12 protein-coding genes are annotated in these 18,302 nt (G+C 66.1%); 3 read left to right on the top strand and 9 right to left on the bottom strand.

Going from position 1 to position 18,302, the window contains the following annotated elements; all coding sequences use genetic code 11:
• Positions 1–12: 12 nt before the first annotated feature.
• Entirely contained in the window at positions 13–447 is a 435-nt protein-coding gene (locus AC1RIF_RS22875) for a VOC family protein (protein ID WP_492603662.1), read from the bottom strand.
• A 233-nt stretch (positions 448–680) separates the two neighbouring features.
• On the opposite strand from AC1RIF_RS22875, the gene AC1RIF_RS22880 reads away from it, so the two are divergent.
• The 3 genes from AC1RIF_RS22880 (at position 681) to treZ (ending at position 4,743) form a co-directional block, all read left to right on the top strand.
• On the top strand, positions 681–2,015 hold the full coding sequence (locus AC1RIF_RS22880) for a VWA domain-containing protein (protein WP_492603663.1): 1,335 nt from the start codon (positions 681–683) through the stop codon (positions 2,013–2,015).
• Positions 2,016–2,148: 133 nt separating this feature from the next.
• Positions 2,149–2,961, top strand: a complete 813-nt coding sequence (locus tag AC1RIF_RS22885; RefSeq protein ID WP_492603664.1) for a mycofactocin-coupled SDR family oxidoreductase — start codon at positions 2,149–2,151, stop codon at positions 2,959–2,961.
• 51 nt (positions 2,962–3,012) lie between these two features.
• Complete coding sequence (treZ, locus tag AC1RIF_RS22890; RefSeq protein ID WP_492603665.1) at positions 3,013–4,743, top strand: malto-oligosyltrehalose trehalohydrolase; 1,731 nt, start codon at positions 3,013–3,015, stop codon at positions 4,741–4,743.
• A 14-nt stretch (positions 4,744–4,757) separates the two neighbouring features.
• On the opposite strand, the gene AC1RIF_RS22895 is transcribed toward treZ, so the two are convergent.
• The 8 genes from AC1RIF_RS22895 to AC1RIF_RS22930 form a co-directional block, all read right to left on the bottom strand.
• Positions 4,758–4,910, bottom strand: coding sequence for a hypothetical protein (locus AC1RIF_RS22895; RefSeq protein WP_492603666.1), 153 nt, complete (start codon positions 4,908–4,910; stop codon positions 4,758–4,760).
• Positions 4,911–5,723 carry a class E sortase gene (locus AC1RIF_RS22900; RefSeq protein WP_492603667.1) on the bottom strand — a complete coding sequence of 271 codons (813 nt, stop codon included), beginning with the start codon at positions 5,721–5,723 and terminating at the stop codon, positions 4,911–4,913.
• 35 nt (positions 5,724–5,758) lie between these two features.
• Positions 5,759–5,899 (bottom strand): hypothetical protein, encoded by a 141-nt coding sequence (locus AC1RIF_RS22905; protein WP_181319382.1) that lies wholly within the window; start codon positions 5,897–5,899, stop codon positions 5,759–5,761.
• Positions 5,900–6,038: 139 nt separating this feature from the next.
• A complete protein-coding gene (locus AC1RIF_RS22910) occupies positions 6,039–10,787 on the bottom strand; it encodes a DUF5979 domain-containing protein (protein WP_492603668.1) in 4,749 nt (1,582 codons plus the stop codon).
• 179 nt (positions 10,788–10,966) lie between these two features.
• The gene (locus AC1RIF_RS22915; RefSeq protein ID WP_492603669.1) at positions 10,967–11,110 is read right to left on the bottom strand and encodes a hypothetical protein; all 144 of its coding nucleotides are present in this window, start codon (positions 11,108–11,110) and stop codon (positions 10,967–10,969) included.
• A gap of 431 nt (positions 11,111–11,541) precedes the next feature.
• Positions 11,542–12,279, bottom strand: coding sequence for a class F sortase (locus AC1RIF_RS22920; RefSeq protein WP_492603670.1), 738 nt, complete (start codon positions 12,277–12,279; stop codon positions 11,542–11,544).
• A 96-nt stretch (positions 12,280–12,375) separates the two neighbouring features.
• Entirely contained in the window at positions 12,376–16,161 is a 3,786-nt protein-coding gene (locus AC1RIF_RS22925; protein ID WP_492603671.1) for a CLIPPER-2 domain-containing protein, read from the bottom strand.
• A 553-nt stretch (positions 16,162–16,714) separates the two neighbouring features.
• Positions 16,715–18,229 carry an MFS transporter gene (locus AC1RIF_RS22930; RefSeq protein WP_492603672.1) on the bottom strand — a complete coding sequence of 505 codons (1,515 nt, stop codon included), beginning with the start codon at positions 18,227–18,229 and terminating at the stop codon, positions 16,715–16,717.
• Between the last annotated feature and the right edge of the window lie 73 nt (positions 18,230–18,302).

Genomic DNA, 18,302 nt, shown 5'->3' on the forward strand with positions numbered 1-18,302 from the left:
ACACCTGAGTCGCTAGAGATACGGGCGGGTGATCACTTCGACGGCGTGTCCTGCCGGATCCTTGAAGTAGACGCCCCTCCCACCGTGTTCCGTGTTCGTCTGTCCGGGCAGCGACATCTGCGGATCAGCCCAGTGTTCGATCTCCCCAGACCGGAGCCGCACACAGGTCCGGTCGAACTGCGCGTCGTCGACAAGGAAGGCGTAGTGCTGCATCTGGATATCGAAGGGCGGCTCGGCGAACTGGAGCAGCGCACCGCCCTCGAGGTGCAGGTTCGCGAAGACTCCCCAGGCGGGCGCGTCGCGCAGATCGAGCAGTTCACGATAGAACGCAGCTGACGCATGGCGGTCCCTGGCGGGAATGATCGTGTGGTTGAACGTTGCCGGCATCGTTCGATGACCTTTCGGTTTTTGGACAACCGAGGGATGTGGTTCAGCTCGGGAGAACATCGAAGAAGCGTGCCACCACGCGCCGACGACCTACCGGGGGAGGACCCGAAGGACCTCGGAGGCAGGTGCAAAGTGCACGGAACACTGAGTCGCCGAATGACTCGAGCGTGAAGCCACTACCTCCGGTGTAGGCCCATCTGGGGCGCTCGTGCGAACCTAGCAGCCCCACCCGAAACATGCACGGGTGACGAGTCGATGCCCCGAAGCATCCCCGACGAGGAGCCCATCCCACCGTGACGACCCTGACCCGTGGCGCCAACACAACGATCACCGATCGACCCGCCGTCATCGCCGTAACCGGAACCGCGCCGGGCAGTGTCGATCTGTTCGTCTTCCAACTCGGAGACGATCGCAAGGTCCGCAGCGACGACGACCTCGTCTTCTTCAACAATCCGGCATCCGCCGAGGGGGCCGTCACACTCGACCCGTCGGGGCAGATCCGACTCGACCTGGCCGCGGTCCCCGACGACGTCACGATGATCGCGGTCGCGGTGTCCGTGGACGAGACGGTGCCCGGGCCGCTGTCCGCGGTACCGACCCTCGCCGTCACGTTCACCCAGCCCGGCGGGCAGACGATCACCGCGGCCACCGACGGCCTCACCACGGAACGCTCGGCGGTCCTCCTCGAGGTCTATCGCAGGAACGAGACGTGGAAGGTCCGCAATGTCTGCGCCGGCTGGAACGGTGGCCTGGTCGCCCTGGTCACCGAACACGGGGTCGCCGTGGATGACTCCCCGTCCCAGCCGGCAACGCCGGCCGCGACGGACGTGGTTGCGGCACCGGTGTCCACCCCAGTGGGCGTGGCGGTGGGTGCGGCATCGGTCGACGCAGACGGTGTCCGATCGGTGCCCGCGGAGGCACGGCTGTCACTCGAGAAGCGGCAGAAGCTCGACCTCCGCAAGAAGGAAGTCGCGAAGATCCTGCTCACCAAGGGCGCCCACGACTCCGTGGGCCGGGTGATCCTGGTCATCGACAAGACCGGTTCGATGAGCCGCCGCTACTCGGGCGGAGAGGTGCAGGAGATCGTGCGCCGCATGGTTCCGGTAGCGACGCAGCTCGATTCCGACGGTCGACTCGAGGCCTACTTGTACGGGGTGCGGTTCGCCAAACTGCCCGATGTGACGGTCGACGGCGCCGACGAGTGGATCGACACCTATGTGCACCTGCACGGCGTGCACGGCGGCATCGACTACGACAAGCAGATCGGCGGCATCAACGACGAGCTACCGATCATGTCCGAGGTGCTCTCCAGCATCGACCGTGACACCAGCACGCCGACCCTGGTCCTGTTCTTCACGGACGGTGGATTCCAGAAACGGTCGGCGATCCAGAAGCTGATGCGCGAGGCCTCGTCGCGACCGGCGTTCTGGCAGTTCATCGGAATCGGCAAGAGCAGCTTCGGCATCCTCGAAAAGCTCGACACACTGTCGGGCCGGGTGGTGGACAATGCCGGCTTCTTCTCCGTGCGGGAGGTCGACGCCCTGTCCGACTCCGAGCTCTACCGCCGGCTGCTGTCCGAGTACCCCGACTGGCTCCGAGCGGCCCGCGCCGCCCGCATCCTGCGGTGACCCGGCCGGATGCGCGAGACACCCGCTGCGCGACCGCCAGCGCGCTCCCGGTCACCGAGAACGCACCTCCGCACACATTCTCGGCGGAATATGGTCCAGATCACATGATCGTCGAGGACTGGAGAACACACCCATGAGCGCGAACCGTTTCGCCGGCAAGGTCGCTTTCATCACCGGAGCCGCCCGCGGCCAGGGCCGCGCCGAAGCGGTCCGCCTCGCGTCCGAGGGTGCCGACATCATCGCACTCGACGCGTGCGCGGAGTTCGCCTCCACCGCCTACGACGGCGCCACCGAGGCCGATCTCGCGGAGACCGTCGCCCTCGTCGAGGGCCTGGGCCGCAAGATCGTCGCCACCAAGACCGATGTCCGGGACTTCGACGCGCTGTCCGCGGCGCTGTCCACCGGCATCGACGCACTCGGCCGCCTCGACGTCGTCGTCGCGAACGCCGGTATCTGCTCGGGCGCCATGTCGTGGGAGATCACGCCCGAGCAGTGGCAGGAGACCCTCGACGTCAACCTCACCGGTGTGTTCTACACCGTCAAGGCCGCGATCCCGCACCTCATCGAGCAGGGCCAGGGCGGCTCGATCGTCATCACCAGCTCGGTCGCCGGCCTGCGCGGCCTGCCGTTCCTGGCCCACTACGTCGCCAGCAAGCACGGTGTCACCGGGCTCGCGAAGACCCTCGCGGTGGAACTCGGCGCACACAACATCCGCGTCAACAGCGTCCACCCCAACGGTGTCGACACCGGCATGCAGGTCAACGACATGCACGCCCTGGTCCAGGAGCACGCCACCACCCTGGCCCCGATCTTCATGGGTAGCCTGCCGGACCAGATCAGCCGGCCCGAGGACATCGCCAACGCCGTCGCGTGGCTGGCCTCCGACGAGGCCCGGCACGTCACCGGCATCCAGCTGCCCGTCGATCTCGGCACGCTGATTCGCTGACACCCACCCCGGACGGCTGCGGTGTGCACGTGATCGGTGCATCCTGATCACGTGCACACCTTCGAGGTCTGGGCCCCGCTTCCGCAGTCGGTACGCGTCGAGGTGGACGGGTACACGCACGAGATGACCCGCTCCCCCGACGGCTGGTGGCGCGCCGCCGTCGCCGCCGAACCGGGCGCACGGTACGGGTTCGTGCTCGACGGCGCACCGCCGGTGCTGCCCGATCCACGCTCGCGACGGCAACCGGACGGGGTCCACTCGCCGTCGCAGCTGCACCGGCTCGATCCCGCGGGCTGGACGGACAGGGCGTGGACGGGCCGCCAGCTGGCGGGCAGCGTCGTCTACGAACTCCACGTCGGCACCTTCACGGCCGAGGGCACGTTCGACGCCGCGATCGGACGGCTCGATCACCTGGTCGAGCTCGGTGTCGGCTTCGTCGAACTGATGCCGGTGGCCGCTTTCAACGGCCCCCACAACTGGGGCTACGACGGCGTGCTCTGGTACGCGGTCCACGAGGCGTACGGCGGCCCGGACGGCCTGCAACGCTTCGTCGACGCCTGCCACCGACGCGGGCTGGCGGTGGTCCTCGACGTCGTCTACAACCACTTCGGCCCGTCCGGCAACTACCTGGACCGGTTCGGCCCGTACCTCGCGGAGGGCACCAACTCGTGGGGGCGTGCGGTGAACCTGTGCGGCCCGCACAGTCAGGAGGTCCGCCGCTACATCATCGAGAACGCGCTGTACTGGTTCCGCGACTTCCACATCGACGCGCTCCGCCTCGACGCGGTCCACGCGCTCGTCGACAACACCGCCGTGCACCTTCTCGAGGATCTCGCGGTCGAGGTGCACCGACTGTCCGCACACCTCAGGCGGCCACTGACCCTCATCGCCGAGAGCGACCTCAACGACCCCCGGATCATCTCGGCGCGTGCCGCCGGAGGCTACGGTCTCGACGCGCAGTGGGACGACGACGTCCACCATGCGATCCACGCCGCAGTGTCCGGCGAACGCCAGGGCTACTACGGCGATTTCGGCTCCCTGCAAGCGCTGGCCCACACTCTCACGCACGGCTACTTCCATGCCGGTACGTACTCCACGTTCCGGGGCCGAAATCATGGCCGCCCCATCGATATTCGCAGGATTCCCGCCGACACCCTGCTCGCCTACACCTGCACCCACGACCAGATCGGCAATCGCGCCACCGGCGACCGGCCGGGGACCTACCTCACGGACGGCCAGCTGGCGATCAAGGCCGCACTCGTGCTGTGCTCGCCGTACACGCCGATGCTGTTCATGGGTGAGGAATGGGGTGCACGAACGCCGTTCCAGTACTTCACATCCCATCCCGAGCCCGAACTGGGGAAGGCGACCGCGGAGGGCCGCCGACGCGAGTTCGCCGAACACGGATGGAACGGCGCCGACATCCCGGATCCGCAGGACCCCGCAACGTTCGAGCGATCGAAACTCGACTGGTCCGAGGTGTCAACTCCCGAACGCGGACGGCTGCACGAATGTTATCGGGCGCTGATCTCCTTGCGGCACAACCGTGCCGAACTGACCGATCCCTGGCTCGAACATCTCGGAATCGAGTACGACGAGAACGAACGCTGGATCGCGCTGATCCGTGGCGACCTGCGGATCGCCTGCAATCTGGGCACCGACCCGGTGACCGTCCCCATCGGCGGGATTCCCATCCTGTGGTGGGAGGAACCGACGGTGGACGAGACGGCGTCGGCAATCGTCCTGCCCGGGCACTCGTTCGCGGTGCTCGACACCGCGTAGCCCGCAAGGACGGTCTATACGGTGACGTCCGAGTAGGGCATGTGCTCGGACACCCAGGGAAATACCACTTCCATGAGCAGCAGCAGGAGCGCGGCGACGAGGACGATCAGCAGCAGGGCCTTCACCGGACGAGGGCCGGGGAGTGCGCGCCAGAGGTAGCCGTACATTTATCTCTCCTGCAATGCCGCGGGGCTGTGGCCCGAGGACTTCGGGGTTGTTTCGACGAGCATGGCATGCACGATCATGCGTTCGGCGTTCGAGAACAGCGGATGGCACGTGGTCAACGTCAGCATGCTTTCCAGCCCGGGGCCGGGCTCGACCCACGGGGCGCCAGGCAGCGGGTTGACGACCTCGACATCGGTGGGCACGGTGATGTGGCGTCCCAGGAGTTGAGCGTAGTCGCCGTCGGCGACGCGATCGGCCTGCTCGGGGCTCAGACAGGCTTCCGCCGCAACACGCCTTTCGGGCGAGGAGGTCTCGAGCGGGAGCACTCGGTAAGTGACCCATTGGAATTCGGTCTCCACGACGACCGCATCGCAAGCGTCGAGTCGATCCAGGTACTGGAACACCGCACCGGTCCCGATGCGATGCCCGGCGAGCGCGAAGTTTCCGGGCTCGCCGGGCATCTGCGTGTCGACATAGTGGCCGGGACCGGCCCGCAGGTCCTCGTTGCGTGTGCCCTCGACGACCGCGTAGGCGGCGTCGAGGGCGGGAATGTGAACGCGCGCAAACCCTTCGCCGAGCGCCGGGGTCGGCGGGGCGACCGGCTCGTCACCGGTCACCCCGGAGTCGTTGCCCCAGGTTTGATCCAGGCGGGCATTGACATCGTCCTGCAGCCGCCCCGAGACGATGTTGGTCCAGAACGCCTCGTAGAAGACAAAGAGCAGGAGGACGACCCCGGCCGTGAGGAGCAGTTCGCCGAGAATCTGCCCGGCGCCCGGCCGTGGCCGATTCGAGCCCGGAATCTTGCTGTCACTCACGGACCGGAGTCCCTTCCACAGATGAGTCGAACTAGCTAGCTGCCCAGGTTGATCGCAGCGCTCCCGGCGCCGCCGAGCAGATCATAGAGAAGGACGGACAGTCGACCGAGACCGTCGATCACGGCAGAACCCGTCGTCTGGACGTCGAAGGTAAGAGAAAGCGGAAGGACGAGCACGAGAGATTCTCCTTTCGAGGGCGGCCGAACGATCGGCCGCGACATTCTTGGTCCGCTGGTGAGCGGCAATTCGATCGGTGCGGGGCGGATGCGACCGAGGAGGTCGCACCCGCCCCGCCACCGTGTGCCGGCTGAGGGACTAGCCCTCGCCGGACACCCGCCTGCGATTACGCAGGGTCAGCCATGCGCCACCGGCGATCAGCGCGAGCGCTGCACCGCCGAGCCAGATGACGTTCGCACCCGTTACGGGCAGGGACGACGACTGGTCAGGAGCAGGCTTGCCCGGCGCGGGCTTGCCCGGCGCACCGTTGTGGCCGGTCTCGCCCGGCTTCTCCGGCGAGACAGGTCCACCCGGCTGGCCCGGCTGACCCGGCTGGTTGGAGACCGGAGGGGTCGGCCACTCGGAGCCCGTCCCCGGCGGGATCAACGAGCCGCCCCACGGCGGCAGCGGGATCGGGATCGGGATGATGATCAGCCCGTTGCTGCTGGTCTTGTTCTCGAGTCCCAGCACCACTGATCCGTTCGCGTCGCCGGTGAGGGTGACGGAGGTCCCGGTCGGCTCGCCGTCGATCTTGGCGACGTCCGCGCTTCCCTCCTTGACGCCCCACACCACATCGCCCCACTTGACGTTGGACACGTCAGTGTGGGCGCCAGTCTCGACGAAAGTGATCTCGGTGTCGAGCGGGAACTGGACCCGGCCGTCGATGACGGCGGCGTCGCACTGGGCGGTCGGGGTGACGGAGCCGCCCGGCTTGACGTCGAGGACGCAGGTACGCGCCTCGTCGTCGACGTCCGTCCACGTTGCCGTGACCTGGAACGTCGTGGACGGGTCCTTCGTGACCTGGTTGCCCTTGGGCCCGGTCACGATCTTCTCGATGTCCACGTCCGTGGTCGGGATGGGGCGGTTGTGGATCTCCACCTTCGCCTCGGCTCCGGGCACGATCGCGACGGTGTTGCGGTAGTCCGCGTCACCGGCGTCCTCAGCCACCCAGTAGTACGGCCGAGCCCAGTCGATGCCGGGCACAGGGTTGGGATCGACCTCGGAGAAGGTGACCACGGTGTTCCGCGGCAGAACGTCGCCGGACTTCCAGCTGAAGCCGTTTCCTGCGTTGAGGGTGATGGTCTCGCCCACTGCCGGGAAATCGGTGCCGACAGGGAGCGCCGGATCGATGCCGTCGATCCGCACCTGGAACTCCGCGCCTGCGGGCAGGTCGGAATCGGTGGCCCGGACGGGGTCGTCACCGTCGAGGATGAACTTCGTGAACTCGACCGAACCGAACTTCCACAGCGCCTCGTTCGACAGCGTGATCAGACGCCCCTCGGTCGGGTCGTCGGACACGATGCCCGTCACGGAGCCATTGCCGTTGTCCTTGAGCCAGGACGCACCGTTGGGGTCGGTGCCCCACCGGATGGTGCCCCACTCGACCTCGGCGAGATCCGGGCGACCAACCTCGGTGAAGGTCACCTCGGTGCCGACGGGAAGCTTGGCGCTCAGCGGCGTGGCCACGCCCTTCTTGACGGTCAGCGTCTCCTTGGCGTAGTCGACGCCGTCCTTCCAGCTGGCCTCGACCGTGAACTCCACGTCGTCGCCGATCTCGCCGGCAGCCTCGCCCTCAATCTGCTTGAGGACGCGCAGGGTGCCGTCGTTCTTGTCGACGAAGTTGACGACCTCGACCTCGCGCAGGTCCTTGCCGATTGTCACCACGCCGGACTCACCGATCGTGACGTCCCCGGTGTATGCGGGCACGCCGTAGGCGAGACCGTTTCCGTTGGCCGGAACCGTCTCGGTCAGCGTGACCTTGGTGCCGCCGGGAAGGTTCTCACCGAACGGAACCGCTGTGCCGTTCGACGGGAGCGTCAGGGTCTTGGACTGCGGGTTGCCTTCGGCGTCGTCCCAAGTGGCGACCACGTCGAAGGTCTTCGGCACCTCCGTGTTGAACGCCTCGGGGCCCGTGAGCTTCTTGCTCAGCTCGAAGGTGCCCTGGGTGACCTTGGCCTCGTTGGTGACGGCGATGGTGTTCGCCGCCGCGTCCTTACCGATAGTCAGCGTGTTGCTCGCCTCGAACTTCGGCTCCGACCAGGTGATGAGGTCGGTGTTCGCCGGCTGCACCTCGGCGATCGTGACCTTCGCGCCGATCGGCAGCTTGTCCAGGTTGTAGAACTGGCCGTTCTTCAGCGTGAACGCGCGCGTCTCGTTACCCGATCCGTCGCCGAGATCGATCTCCGCCTTGAACTCGAAGACCTCGTTGCCGGTCAGCGTCACACCCGGCTCGCTGACGACGGTCTTGGTGATCTTCGCCGAGCCCAGCACCGCCTTGTTGACGAGCTCGACGGCGACGTTGGTCTTCGGCGTGATCGCCACGACCGCCTCGGAGCGGTCCGCGTTGAGCGTCACGCCCTCGGCCGGCACGAACTTGCCCGGCTCGAAGGTGACACCCGGAACCGTGGGCAGGTTGATCTCGGTCAGCCGGATCTGCCAGCCGTTGCCGCGGTTGTTGACGCCGCTGACGGGCGTGCCGTCCGCCTTCACCTTGATCTCGTAGGTGCTGCTCGCCGGATCGACGCCCGGGGTCTTCCCGGGTGCGAACTCCTCGACCTTCACCGTGAACTCGGTGTCCTCCGGGAACTCCTCGGAGAACTGGTCGGCCTTCTTCAGCAGCGAGAACGAGCCGCGCGAAACGCCTTCACCGGTGCCGCTGCCGCCCCACTGCTGCGTGACGCCGTGCGAGAGCTCCCTGTCGCCCGTGTAGGAGAGCGTGTTGCTGTAGCCGGTGCCGCGATCGTCCACGCCGCCGCTGGTGGTGCAGAGCGTGTACTCGATGAAGTACCTAGTCTCGCGGCTGTAGTCGCCCTTGGCCGCGTCCTTCGGGAGCGTGATGTCGATGCCGCCGGCGGTGCGCGTCACCACGGTGGCGGCCGTCAGGTCGCGCTCCGGGTTGGCGGGGTTGTTGCCGAGGAAGTCCTTCGCGATGACCTTGAAGTTGAGGTCCTTCTTCAGATCACCGGTGACCTCGCACACCGTCAGCGTGTCGGAGAACTTGTCCGAGAGGACCGCCGGCTCCGTGAGCCCCTCGAGGTGGCGTCCGGGGACCTCCACCTTCCAGTCGATGGTGGTGCCGGCAGGCTGCGCCTCGCCGGCGACGTCCTTCGGGTCGGTGTTGAGATTGCCGGTCTTCTTGCCACTGAAGCCGGGACCCTTCACCGACGCGTTGACGTCCACGCCGTTGACCTTCGCGTCGTTGGCGAAGACGTTCTTGTCATCCGGCACGGCCTTGTCCGCGAGGCAGCTCCGGAACTCGACGTAGTAGTACTGCTCCGCGTCGAAGGACTGCTTGTCCTTCACCTCGAAGTTGATGTCGAACGACTGCTCGCCCGCCTTCGCCGTGTTCGTGATCGTGAACTGGTCGCTGGCGTCGGTCCTCGCGGGGTCCTTGCCGTCCGCGCCGGGCAGGTAGTTGGACTTCTTGATCTTCACATCAAGGCCACTCACGCAAACCTCGTGCCCATCACCGAGGGTCTCCGCGATGGCGACCTTGTGCTCGTTGGCTGCGACGACGCTGCCCGGGACCATGATGGTCCAGGCGATCTCGTTGTAGCGCGAGCCGCCGACCCAGCTGCCGGACTTCTTGGCCTTGGTGTCCGGCGTCCAGTCCTGCCCGACGCCAGCGCTCGCGCCCTTGCCTACGTCGATGGAGTTGGTGTACTGCGTGTCCTTGGGGTCCACCACGCCGCTGGAGGTGCACGAGGTGTATTCGATGCGGTAGAGCTTGTTCGCCTCGAAGGCCTTGCCGTTGTCGATCGCGATGCTGACGGGCTTGCCCGCCTCGGCCTGGGTGATGGAGACGCCGCCCGCGACCGGCTTGAGGTCGTTCGGGCGACCGGACGCCAGCGTGGCGTTCAGACGGCCGTCGCCGCACAGCTTCATGGTCTCCGAGAGCGTGTCGCTCAGCGTCACCTTGCCGGTGCCCGCCGGATCCCGAGCGATCAGATCGGAGCCGGGGATGTCGATGGTCCAGCGCACGGCCTGCTTGTCCGACTGGAGCTTGCCTGCCTTCTTCACATCGCCGAGGTTCTGACCGTCGCCGATACCGCCGCCACCGGGCAGCGGGACCTCTTGGTTCAGCTCATTGTTGATCGTGAAGTCGACGTCCTTGGACTCGGTGTACTGGACCGCCTTGACGAAGACCTCGAACGTGCCGCGCACCTCCTCGGGGTTTTCCAGCACAGCGTCCGTCAGCACGCAGGTCATGAGGTTGGTGGCGGCCACCAGCTTGCATTCGCCCCAGACGACGCCACCGCCCATGAGTTCGATCGGCTGGTTCGCCGGGATCTTCAGCTCCTTGGGGAACTGAACCGTGAACTCGTCGCCCGGCTGCGGGTCGGCCTTCGAGGCGTCCCACGTGCCCTTCACCGAGACGGAATCTCCGACGGTGATCTGCTCGCCGTTCTTCCCCTCGACCTGGACGTCGGTGATCTTCACCTGGATGTCCGGATTCAGTCCACGAGGGGTGGCAGCCTTTGCTTCCCGCTTCTCTGTCGCGGGGGCTGTCGTCGTGGTTGTGGTCGCGGGCGACTCGGACGTCGAGGTGGCCGGCGCCTTCGTCGTGGTCGCAGGCGACTCGGACGTCGAGGCAGCCGGCGCCTTCGTCGTGGTTGCGGGAGCCTTCGTCGTGGTCGCAGGCGACTCCGACGTGGACGCGGGCGGGGCCTTCGTCGTCGAGGTGGCCGGAGTGGTGGTGGTCGTGGTCTCGCTCGGGTCCGCCGAAGCAACCGGGGCGAGCGAGAACGACGTCAAGACCAGAGTCAGGGCCATGAACAACAACCCCAGTGCCGCCCACCGAGACACCACCCCCTCTCCGGCACTACGCAGGAAGACACGGTTACGCATGAGTTATACCTTTCGTTACACACACAAATGTTCTGTCCGGCGTGCCGGAGGCTGCGGAGCTGGCACACGGGATCCTCGGATCAGCCCCGCCCCGCTCTTACGGCCTCGATACGAGCACCGATGGTTCCCAGAGGCCCGGCCGGTCGCACTGTCCCGTCACCGCGGATGTCACTGGAGGCTTATGCCACGTCCTTGTCACCGAGCTTGCGGACGAGGTGGCGTGCGATCGCTCGGGCATCTCGGTGTGCGCGAGCCCGGATGTCCGAGTCGTGACCGGCGAGCAGTCTTCGGGACGCGTGCGACGCGACCGTAAGGCTTGCCATTCGGCTCCTTCCCCTGAACACCACAAACTGGACAACCATCCATATACCCGATTGGCAGCACAAGCGGTGACACAAACCAGCGTTTGATTCCGGGCTTGCGGACTGCCGCCAAGCGCACAGGCGCGGATAACCCTGTTGCGCTACAACGTGATTGAGCGGATCAAAGGAGCCAAGGTCGCAGCATACGGCCGCGGAGGCGCGAACAGAGATTTCACCCCCGAAATCACCCATTTTCGTCGGTCGCTCGTCCAGTTCCGGCCGGTCGTTCGAATGGCGGAAGGCCGTCGATTCCGCGGCGACGGAGTGGCCGCAGACTGGGGCGTAGGTACCCACTCTGCCGCATTTCAGTGACGTACGCCACTGCCCTGCTTGGAATCTCGCGCGCTCGGCAGGATGAGTCGGCGGCGGCTACGGAGATGTGCGCGACCGGATCAGAATGGGACGGCGGTCACCACCACGTTCTCCAGATACGTCCCCCGCCCCTGCGCATCCTTCACGATCTCCCCACCACACGTGACGAGGTGCAACTCCCGCGGACCACCAGCCCCCTGGAACACCCACTCCGGCAACACCTGCTTGACGAACCGCTCCATCCGCGTCACCTTCCAACGCGTCACGACGCCATCCTTCGTCACATACACCGCATCACCCGGGAACAAGGTGTGCATCCAGTACAACGCACCCTCACCCTGATGGGCGTCATCGACGTGCCCGGCCACCAAGATCCCGCCCTCCGAGGCGTCGATCGGCGCCGACCCCGTCCAATACGTCACCTCGGCCACGTCCCGCGGCAACAACAAACTCCCATCCCCCGCCAGCCCCAACGGATCCAACCCCGTCTCCACCCCGATCGCCGGAATCACCACACTGTTGTCCGGCACCGGACCGAACGGCACCTGCGACCGCGCCGCCGGATCCGCTGCCGCCGGCCCCGGCTTCCGCGCCCGCCCACCGTCGCCCACCGACGGCAACGGTCCCGCAACCGGATCACCGACACCGTCCGCCGGCACATCGAACGTCGACTCCGGCACCGGCGCCGCGGTCGCCGCCCCGGACTCCAACCCACGTACGACCAGAAAACCACCACCCGCGAGCAGCACCAACGCCATCAGCACCAGCACGATCGTCCCGCTCCGACCCGACCGACGCGTCACCGAATGTCTGCCCACGATGGAAGTCCTCCGTTCACCACAATCTTGCCGAGACAGCCGGGTGGCCCGGGACCGAACACGGTCCCGGGCCACCCGGTCACACATCAGCGACCATCACAGATCTGTGACATCGCCTTCCGCAGCCTTGCGCCTGCGCAGTGCCACGAACAGGACGCCTGCCGCGGCGACCAGCAATGCCAGTCCGCCGGCGACGAGGCCCGCGTTCAGACCACTGTCACCATCGGCGCCCAGACCCGAATCGATCAGCGCGCCCTTCCCGGTGTCGGAATCACCGGCGGTGCCGCCGTTGCCGGCGTTCCCGTTCCCCGAGTTACCGGGGTTACCGGAGTTGCCGGGGTTACCGGGAGTGCCCGGGTCGGTGGGAGTACCGGGGTTGCCACCAGGCGTGCCGGGATTCTCGCCGGGCGTACCGGGCGTACCGGAGTCCGAGCCGGCCGAACCCGACGAGCCGGATGAACCTGCGTTGTCCTGCGAGCCGGCCGAACCCGACGAGCCGGACGAACCTGCGTTGTCCTGCGAGCCGGCGTTCTCCAGCGAGCCCGCGGCCAGAGATCCGGCTGCGAGGGAACCTGCCGCCAGAGAGCCCGCCGCTAGCGAACCGCTACCGAGCGAACCCGCCCCGAGAGATCCGAGGGAGCCGAGGCCCAGTGAACCGAGCGAACCGGTTCCACCGGGCTGCTCGCCGGCCGTGACGGTCTCGTCCGACCGATTCGATTCGACAGGATTCTTCGACGGCGAAGTACCGGTCGCCGTGGCGACATTGTCGATCGAGCCTGCCTTCATGTCCTCATCGGTGAACGTGTAGGTGGCCTCACAGATCACCGATTCACCGGGATCCAGCGTGGTGTCCGGGCACGTGATGTCCGACAGCGTGCCGGTACCGGAGAACTCTTCCTCGTTGACCGTCACCTCGGTGAGGGTCTGATCACCGGCGTTGGTGACCGCGAACTTGTAGGTGACGGTGTCACCCACCTGAACGTTCTCTCGCGGCTCCGCAGTCTTTTCGAGCGTCAGCCCCGACTTCGGGTCACCGGTCAGGTTCTCCTCGTCCTGCGGCGACTCGATCGGCGTCTCGGAACCCGGAGGCGTGCCCGTGGCGCTCGCAACGTTGTCGAGCTTGCCGGCGTTCACGTCGTCCTGCGTGATCGTGTACTTCGCCGAGCAGGTCACCTTGTCGCCGGGCGCCATGGACTCCGCCTCGACCGGGCAGGACATGTCCGTGATGTCACCGGAGCCCGAGAAGTCGCCCTCGACGACCGAGACGTCCGTCAGGGTCTGGTTACCCGTGTTGGTGATGTCGAACGTGTAGGTGATCTCCTGGCCGACCTTGAAGTCCTCGACGCCTTTGGGCGACGCGGTCTTCACGATCTCGAGGGCCGGCTTCTGGTTGCCCGTCAGCTTCTCATCGTCCGGCTTCGAGGTCACCGGTTCGCCGGTCGGAGGCGTACCCGTCGCCTCAGCGAGGTTGTCGAGCTTGCCGGCATCGACGTCCGCCTGAGTCAGCGTGTACGTCGCGGTGCACTCCGCGGAAGCATTGGGCGCCAGAGGCTTGTCCCGATCCGGGCAGGTGAACTCCGAGATCTTGCCCAGGCCCGCCGAGAATTCGAGCTCCTTCGGATGCACATCCTTCAGCGTCACGTTGCCGGTGTTGGTCATCTTGAACGTGTACGTGACGGTCTTGCCCACCTGGAACTCGTCCGCAGCCGATGGCGCAGCGGTCTTCTCCAGCGCGATCGCGGGCTTCGACTCACCCGAGAGGGTCTTGCCGTCCGGCTCCGACGTGACCGGCTCGCCACCGCCCGGAGGCGTACCCGTGGCAGTCGCGACATTCACGACCTCACCGGCATCGATGTCCGCCTGCGACAGCACGTAGGTGGCGGTGCACGTCGTAGAGGCATTGGGCGCCAATGGCTTCGAAGCATCCGGGCAGACGAAGTCACTCAGCTTCGAATTGTCGCCCGAGAAGTCGACCTCGTTGGGGTGCACGTTCGTGAGCGTCACTTCACCGGCGTTGGTGATGGTGAAGGTGTACTCGATCTCCTGGCCGACCTTGTAGGACTCGGTCGTCGACGGCGATGCGTCCTTCACCAGCGTGAGCTTCTTCAAGGGATTGCCCTTGACCGTCTCCGTGTCCGGCTCGGAGGTGACGGGAGGCGTGTCCTTGCCCGGCGGCGTACCCGTCGCGGTCGCAGTGTTGTCGACCTTGCCGGCATCGATGTCCGCCTGCGTCAGCGTGTAGTCCGCCGTGCACGTCACCGTGCCGCCCGGGGCCACGGACTTCACCGGGCACTCGATGGCCGAAAGCGTGCCCTCGCCGGTGAAATCGCCCTCGTTGATCTTCACATCCGTCAGCGTCACATTGCCGGTGTTCTTGACCTGGAAGCTGTACTTGACGGTCTGACCGAGCTTGTAGGTCTCTTCCGTATTCGGCGACGCAACCTTGTTCAGCTCGATACCGGGCGCGACCGGGCCGCCCCCGAGCTTGGCGTCCGATTCGTTCGACGTGACAGGCTTGCCACCCGGATCGGTTCCGGTAGCCGTCGCCGTGTTGAGGACCGTGCCGCGGTCGACGTCACCCTGCTGGATCTCGTACGTCGCGGTGCAGGTCGTAGATGCGTTGGGTGCCAACGCCTTACCCGCATCCGGGCAGATGAACGCCGACATCTTGCCGAGCGCGCCGGTGAAGGACTTCTCCACCGGCTTGACGTCCGCGAGCGGGACGGCACCGGTGTTCGTCATCTTGAAGCTGTAGGTAACGACGTCACCCACCTTGTAGGCGGCATCGGGCGACACCGACTTCACCAGCGCCAGACCGGGTTTCTTGGCTGCATTGGTGAACGTGCAACTGGTGCTCTTGCCGCTCTCACCAGCCGGAATCTCCACGGTGATGGTCGTGCCTTCGCCGGACTTCTTCGTCTGTGTCTTGGCGTCCACGCACTCCCACGTGGTGACGTAGTTGTCGAGGTTTGCGCCGTTCTGGGCGGTTTCGGTGAGGGTGTAGGTCTTGCCAGCCAGCCCGAGAACCGGACCTGCCACCACGTCCTGGAGTCCAGTCTTGGCACCCGACGTGGTCGCCGTGTTGCCCGTCGTCAGGCCGTCTCCGTCGATCTTCAGACTGAACTGATCGTCCTTGCTGACCCGTCCGTCCGGAAGAGTCTTGTGCAGCTCGATCGTGTTCGGATCGACACAGGAGCCCATGTCCGTCATGTCCGATTTCTTCAGCTCCGCGACCCACTTGCCCGTGCTCGGATCCACTCGATAGAGATGATCGGAGCTACCGACATACAGATAGCCATTGGGGCCGAAGGCAATCGAGTTGCTCGCGTCGAAGGCATCGGTCACCTGCGTGATCGCGGTACCCGAAAGCTGAGATTCGCCCGACTTCGGCATCGGCCCAGGGACCGAATACACGACACCGACGCCCTGCTTGTCGTCATTGGATGCAGAAGCGGCAACGATATACATATTGCCCTTCGCGTCGAACGCCAAATCACCGTTGTCACCAGGCTTCTTGTTGACCTTGACGGTGATGACAGTGCCCGTTGCTTTGTCGGTGGCCGGGTCGTACGCACCGAACTTGAAGCCTTCACCAGATGCCCCGCCGAAGTAGTACAGGCCATCCGCCGGATTCACAGCGCCGTGCGTCGTCGTGAAGCCGGAAGGCTTGTTCACGCCGTCAGACGACGCACCAGATGCGGCGTCGTACTTGTAGATCTTGCCGTTGCCGGACGTGTAGATCGCGTACTTGCCACCTGGACCGATGCCGAGCTGGTTGTGGCTCGAATCCTTCGGCTTCAGCTCGAATGCAACACTCGTCTCCCCTGTGGCAGGGTTGATTTCCTTCGCCTTACCGGTGTTGTTGTCGACTGAGTAGAGCACGTCGCAACTCAGTGGTGCGCCGGTAGCCGCAGCGTTCCCCGCACCGACTGTCGCTGCCGTGACTGTGACCGCACCGGCCACCATGGCCATGACCACAGCTCGGATGGCGCCCTTACGCAGGGCGCCGCCTAACCTCCCCATTTGAGGCCCTTCTTATGAACGCCCGGCCAGACACGCCACGGCGAAATGGATGATGAATGGACAATCACCCCGACGCCGGACATACAAACATAAACGTCGATACATCCCGCACCACCCGAATCGGCGCGCCGATCACTTCACCCCAGGGTGAAAGTCGATCGAAACACCCTGATCAGCAACATGATTCGACGACCGAACCGAATCCCGTCGAGCGATCGAAGCGGGAGGGTGAACCGGCAAATCACCCTCAGTTTCACCCGTTGAATGTTGAATCAAAGGTCCTGATCCGGCCAGGTGCGCGCTCGGTGTGACGTATCGCACTGCGCCACATGGCATCCGGAATGGCACTCCACAGACGCGAAAGCGGCCGACCCGATCGACAAGATCGGGTCGGCCGCGTAGACCGTGACAGTCAGCGCTGACGCAGCATCCGCGCCACCAGGATCGCGGTCGCGAACAGGATGACAGACGTCGCACCGGCGGCGATGTGCATGCCGTCGACGAAGGACGATTGCGCGGCGTCGACGAACGCGGTCGCCTGGTCCACCGGCATCGACTTCGACACCTCCATCGCACCGCCGAGCGTGCCCTGCGCCATGTGCACCTGGTCGGGGTCGAGCGTCGAGACGTCCAGTCCGCGACGGAAGATCGCGAGCACCACGCTGCCGAGCACGGCGACACCCAGCGCGACACCGAGCTCGTACGCCGTCTCCGAGACGGCCGACGCGGCACCGGCGCGTTCCGGTTCGACCGCGCTGACCACCAGGTCGGAGGTGAGAGTCAACGCCACGCCGACGCCGGCGCCCGCCAGGATGAACCCGATGACGAACGCCTGCGGCCCGGTGTCGGTGCCCAGTGCGATCAACGCCGCCGCACCCAGGGCCGCGACCACGAGCCCGATGCTCAGCACCTGGCCGGGCGCCCAGCGGCGCACCAGCCACGCCGCCGCGAGCGAGGCGGCGGCACTGACGAGTGTGCCCGGCAGCATCAACAGACCCGCGTCGAGCGGGCTGTAGCCGAGCACCAGCTGCAGGTACTGCGAACCGAAGAACAGCACGCCGGCGAGCGCGAAGATCGACAGCAGGTTCGTCACCACCGCCGTCGAGAACGCCGGCCGCGCGAACAGCGACAGGTCGATCATCGGGTCGGCGAGTGAACGTTGACGGCGGACGAAGATCCACCCCGCGACGACTCCGACGACACCGATCGCGGTGAGCATCCAACTCGGCCCGTGCACCGCAGTCTCCTTGACCGCGTACACCATCGGCACCATCGCGAGCATCGACAGACCGGCGCTGGCGAGGTCGAAGCGACCCGGCATCGGATCCTTCGACTCCGGGATCACCAGCGGGCCGAAGGCGATGAGCGCGACCATCACCGGAATGTTGATGAGGAACACCGAACCCCACCAGTAGTGTTCGAGCAGCCAGCCGCCGATCAGCGGTCCGGCCGCGGCGCCGCCACCGGCCATCGCGCCCCACACGCCGATCGCGGTGGTGCGCTGGTGCGGGTTGACGAACATGGTCCGGATCAGGCCCAGCGTCGCGGGCATCAGCGTCGCGCCCGACACACCTTGCAGGACACGGGCGGCGATCAGCATCTCGGGGCTGGCCGACCACGCCGCGATCAGCGAGGCCAAGCCGAACCCGGCCGCGCCGATCAGGAGCAGCTTCCGGCGCCCGATCCGGTCACCGAGCGTGCCCATCGTGACCAGCAGACCGGCGAGCACGAACGAATAGACGTCGATGATCCACAGCAACTGCGTGCTGCTCGGTGCCAGGTCCTCACTGATGAACGGCAGAGCGAGATCCAGGACCGTCGCATCGACGGAGATGAGCAGGACCGCGAAGGCCAGCACGACCAGCCCGAGCCAGTCCTTCCGGCCGGCCCGAACCTCGTGCGGATCCCGCACCGCGCCCACTGACATCTCTTCTCCTACGAACTCTTCTTCGATGAACGGAAACCGACCGGGAGGTGAACCGTCCAGCCGGTACAGTGCC

This window comes from Prescottella sp. GW823-FHT02E09, assembly GCF_058797375.1.

Bases quoted from the DNA above. Each gene is read 5' to 3' on its own strand.
- AC1RIF_RS22885 (WP_492603664.1), top strand. From the start codon at position 2,149: ATGAGCGCGAACCGTTTCGCCGGCAAGGTCGCTTTCATCACCGGAGCC.
- AC1RIF_RS22895 (WP_492603666.1), bottom strand. From the start codon at position 4,910: ATGTACGGCTACCTCTGGCGCGCACTCCCCGGCCCTCGTCCGGTGAAG.
- AC1RIF_RS22910 (WP_492603668.1), bottom strand. From the start codon at position 10,787: ATGCGTAACCGTGTCTTCCTGCGTAGTGCCGGAGAGGGGGTGGTGTCT.
- AC1RIF_RS22915 (WP_492603669.1), bottom strand. From the start codon at position 11,110: ATGGCAAGCCTTACGGTCGCGTCGCACGCGTCCCGAAGACTGCTCGCC.
- AC1RIF_RS22930 (WP_492603672.1), bottom strand. From the start codon at position 18,229: ATGTCAGTGGGCGCGGTGCGGGATCCGCACGAGGTTCGGGCCGGCCGG.
- AC1RIF_RS22875 (WP_492603662.1), bottom strand. From the start codon at position 447: ATGTTCTCCCGAGCTGAACCACATCCCTCGGTTGTCCAAAAACCGAAA.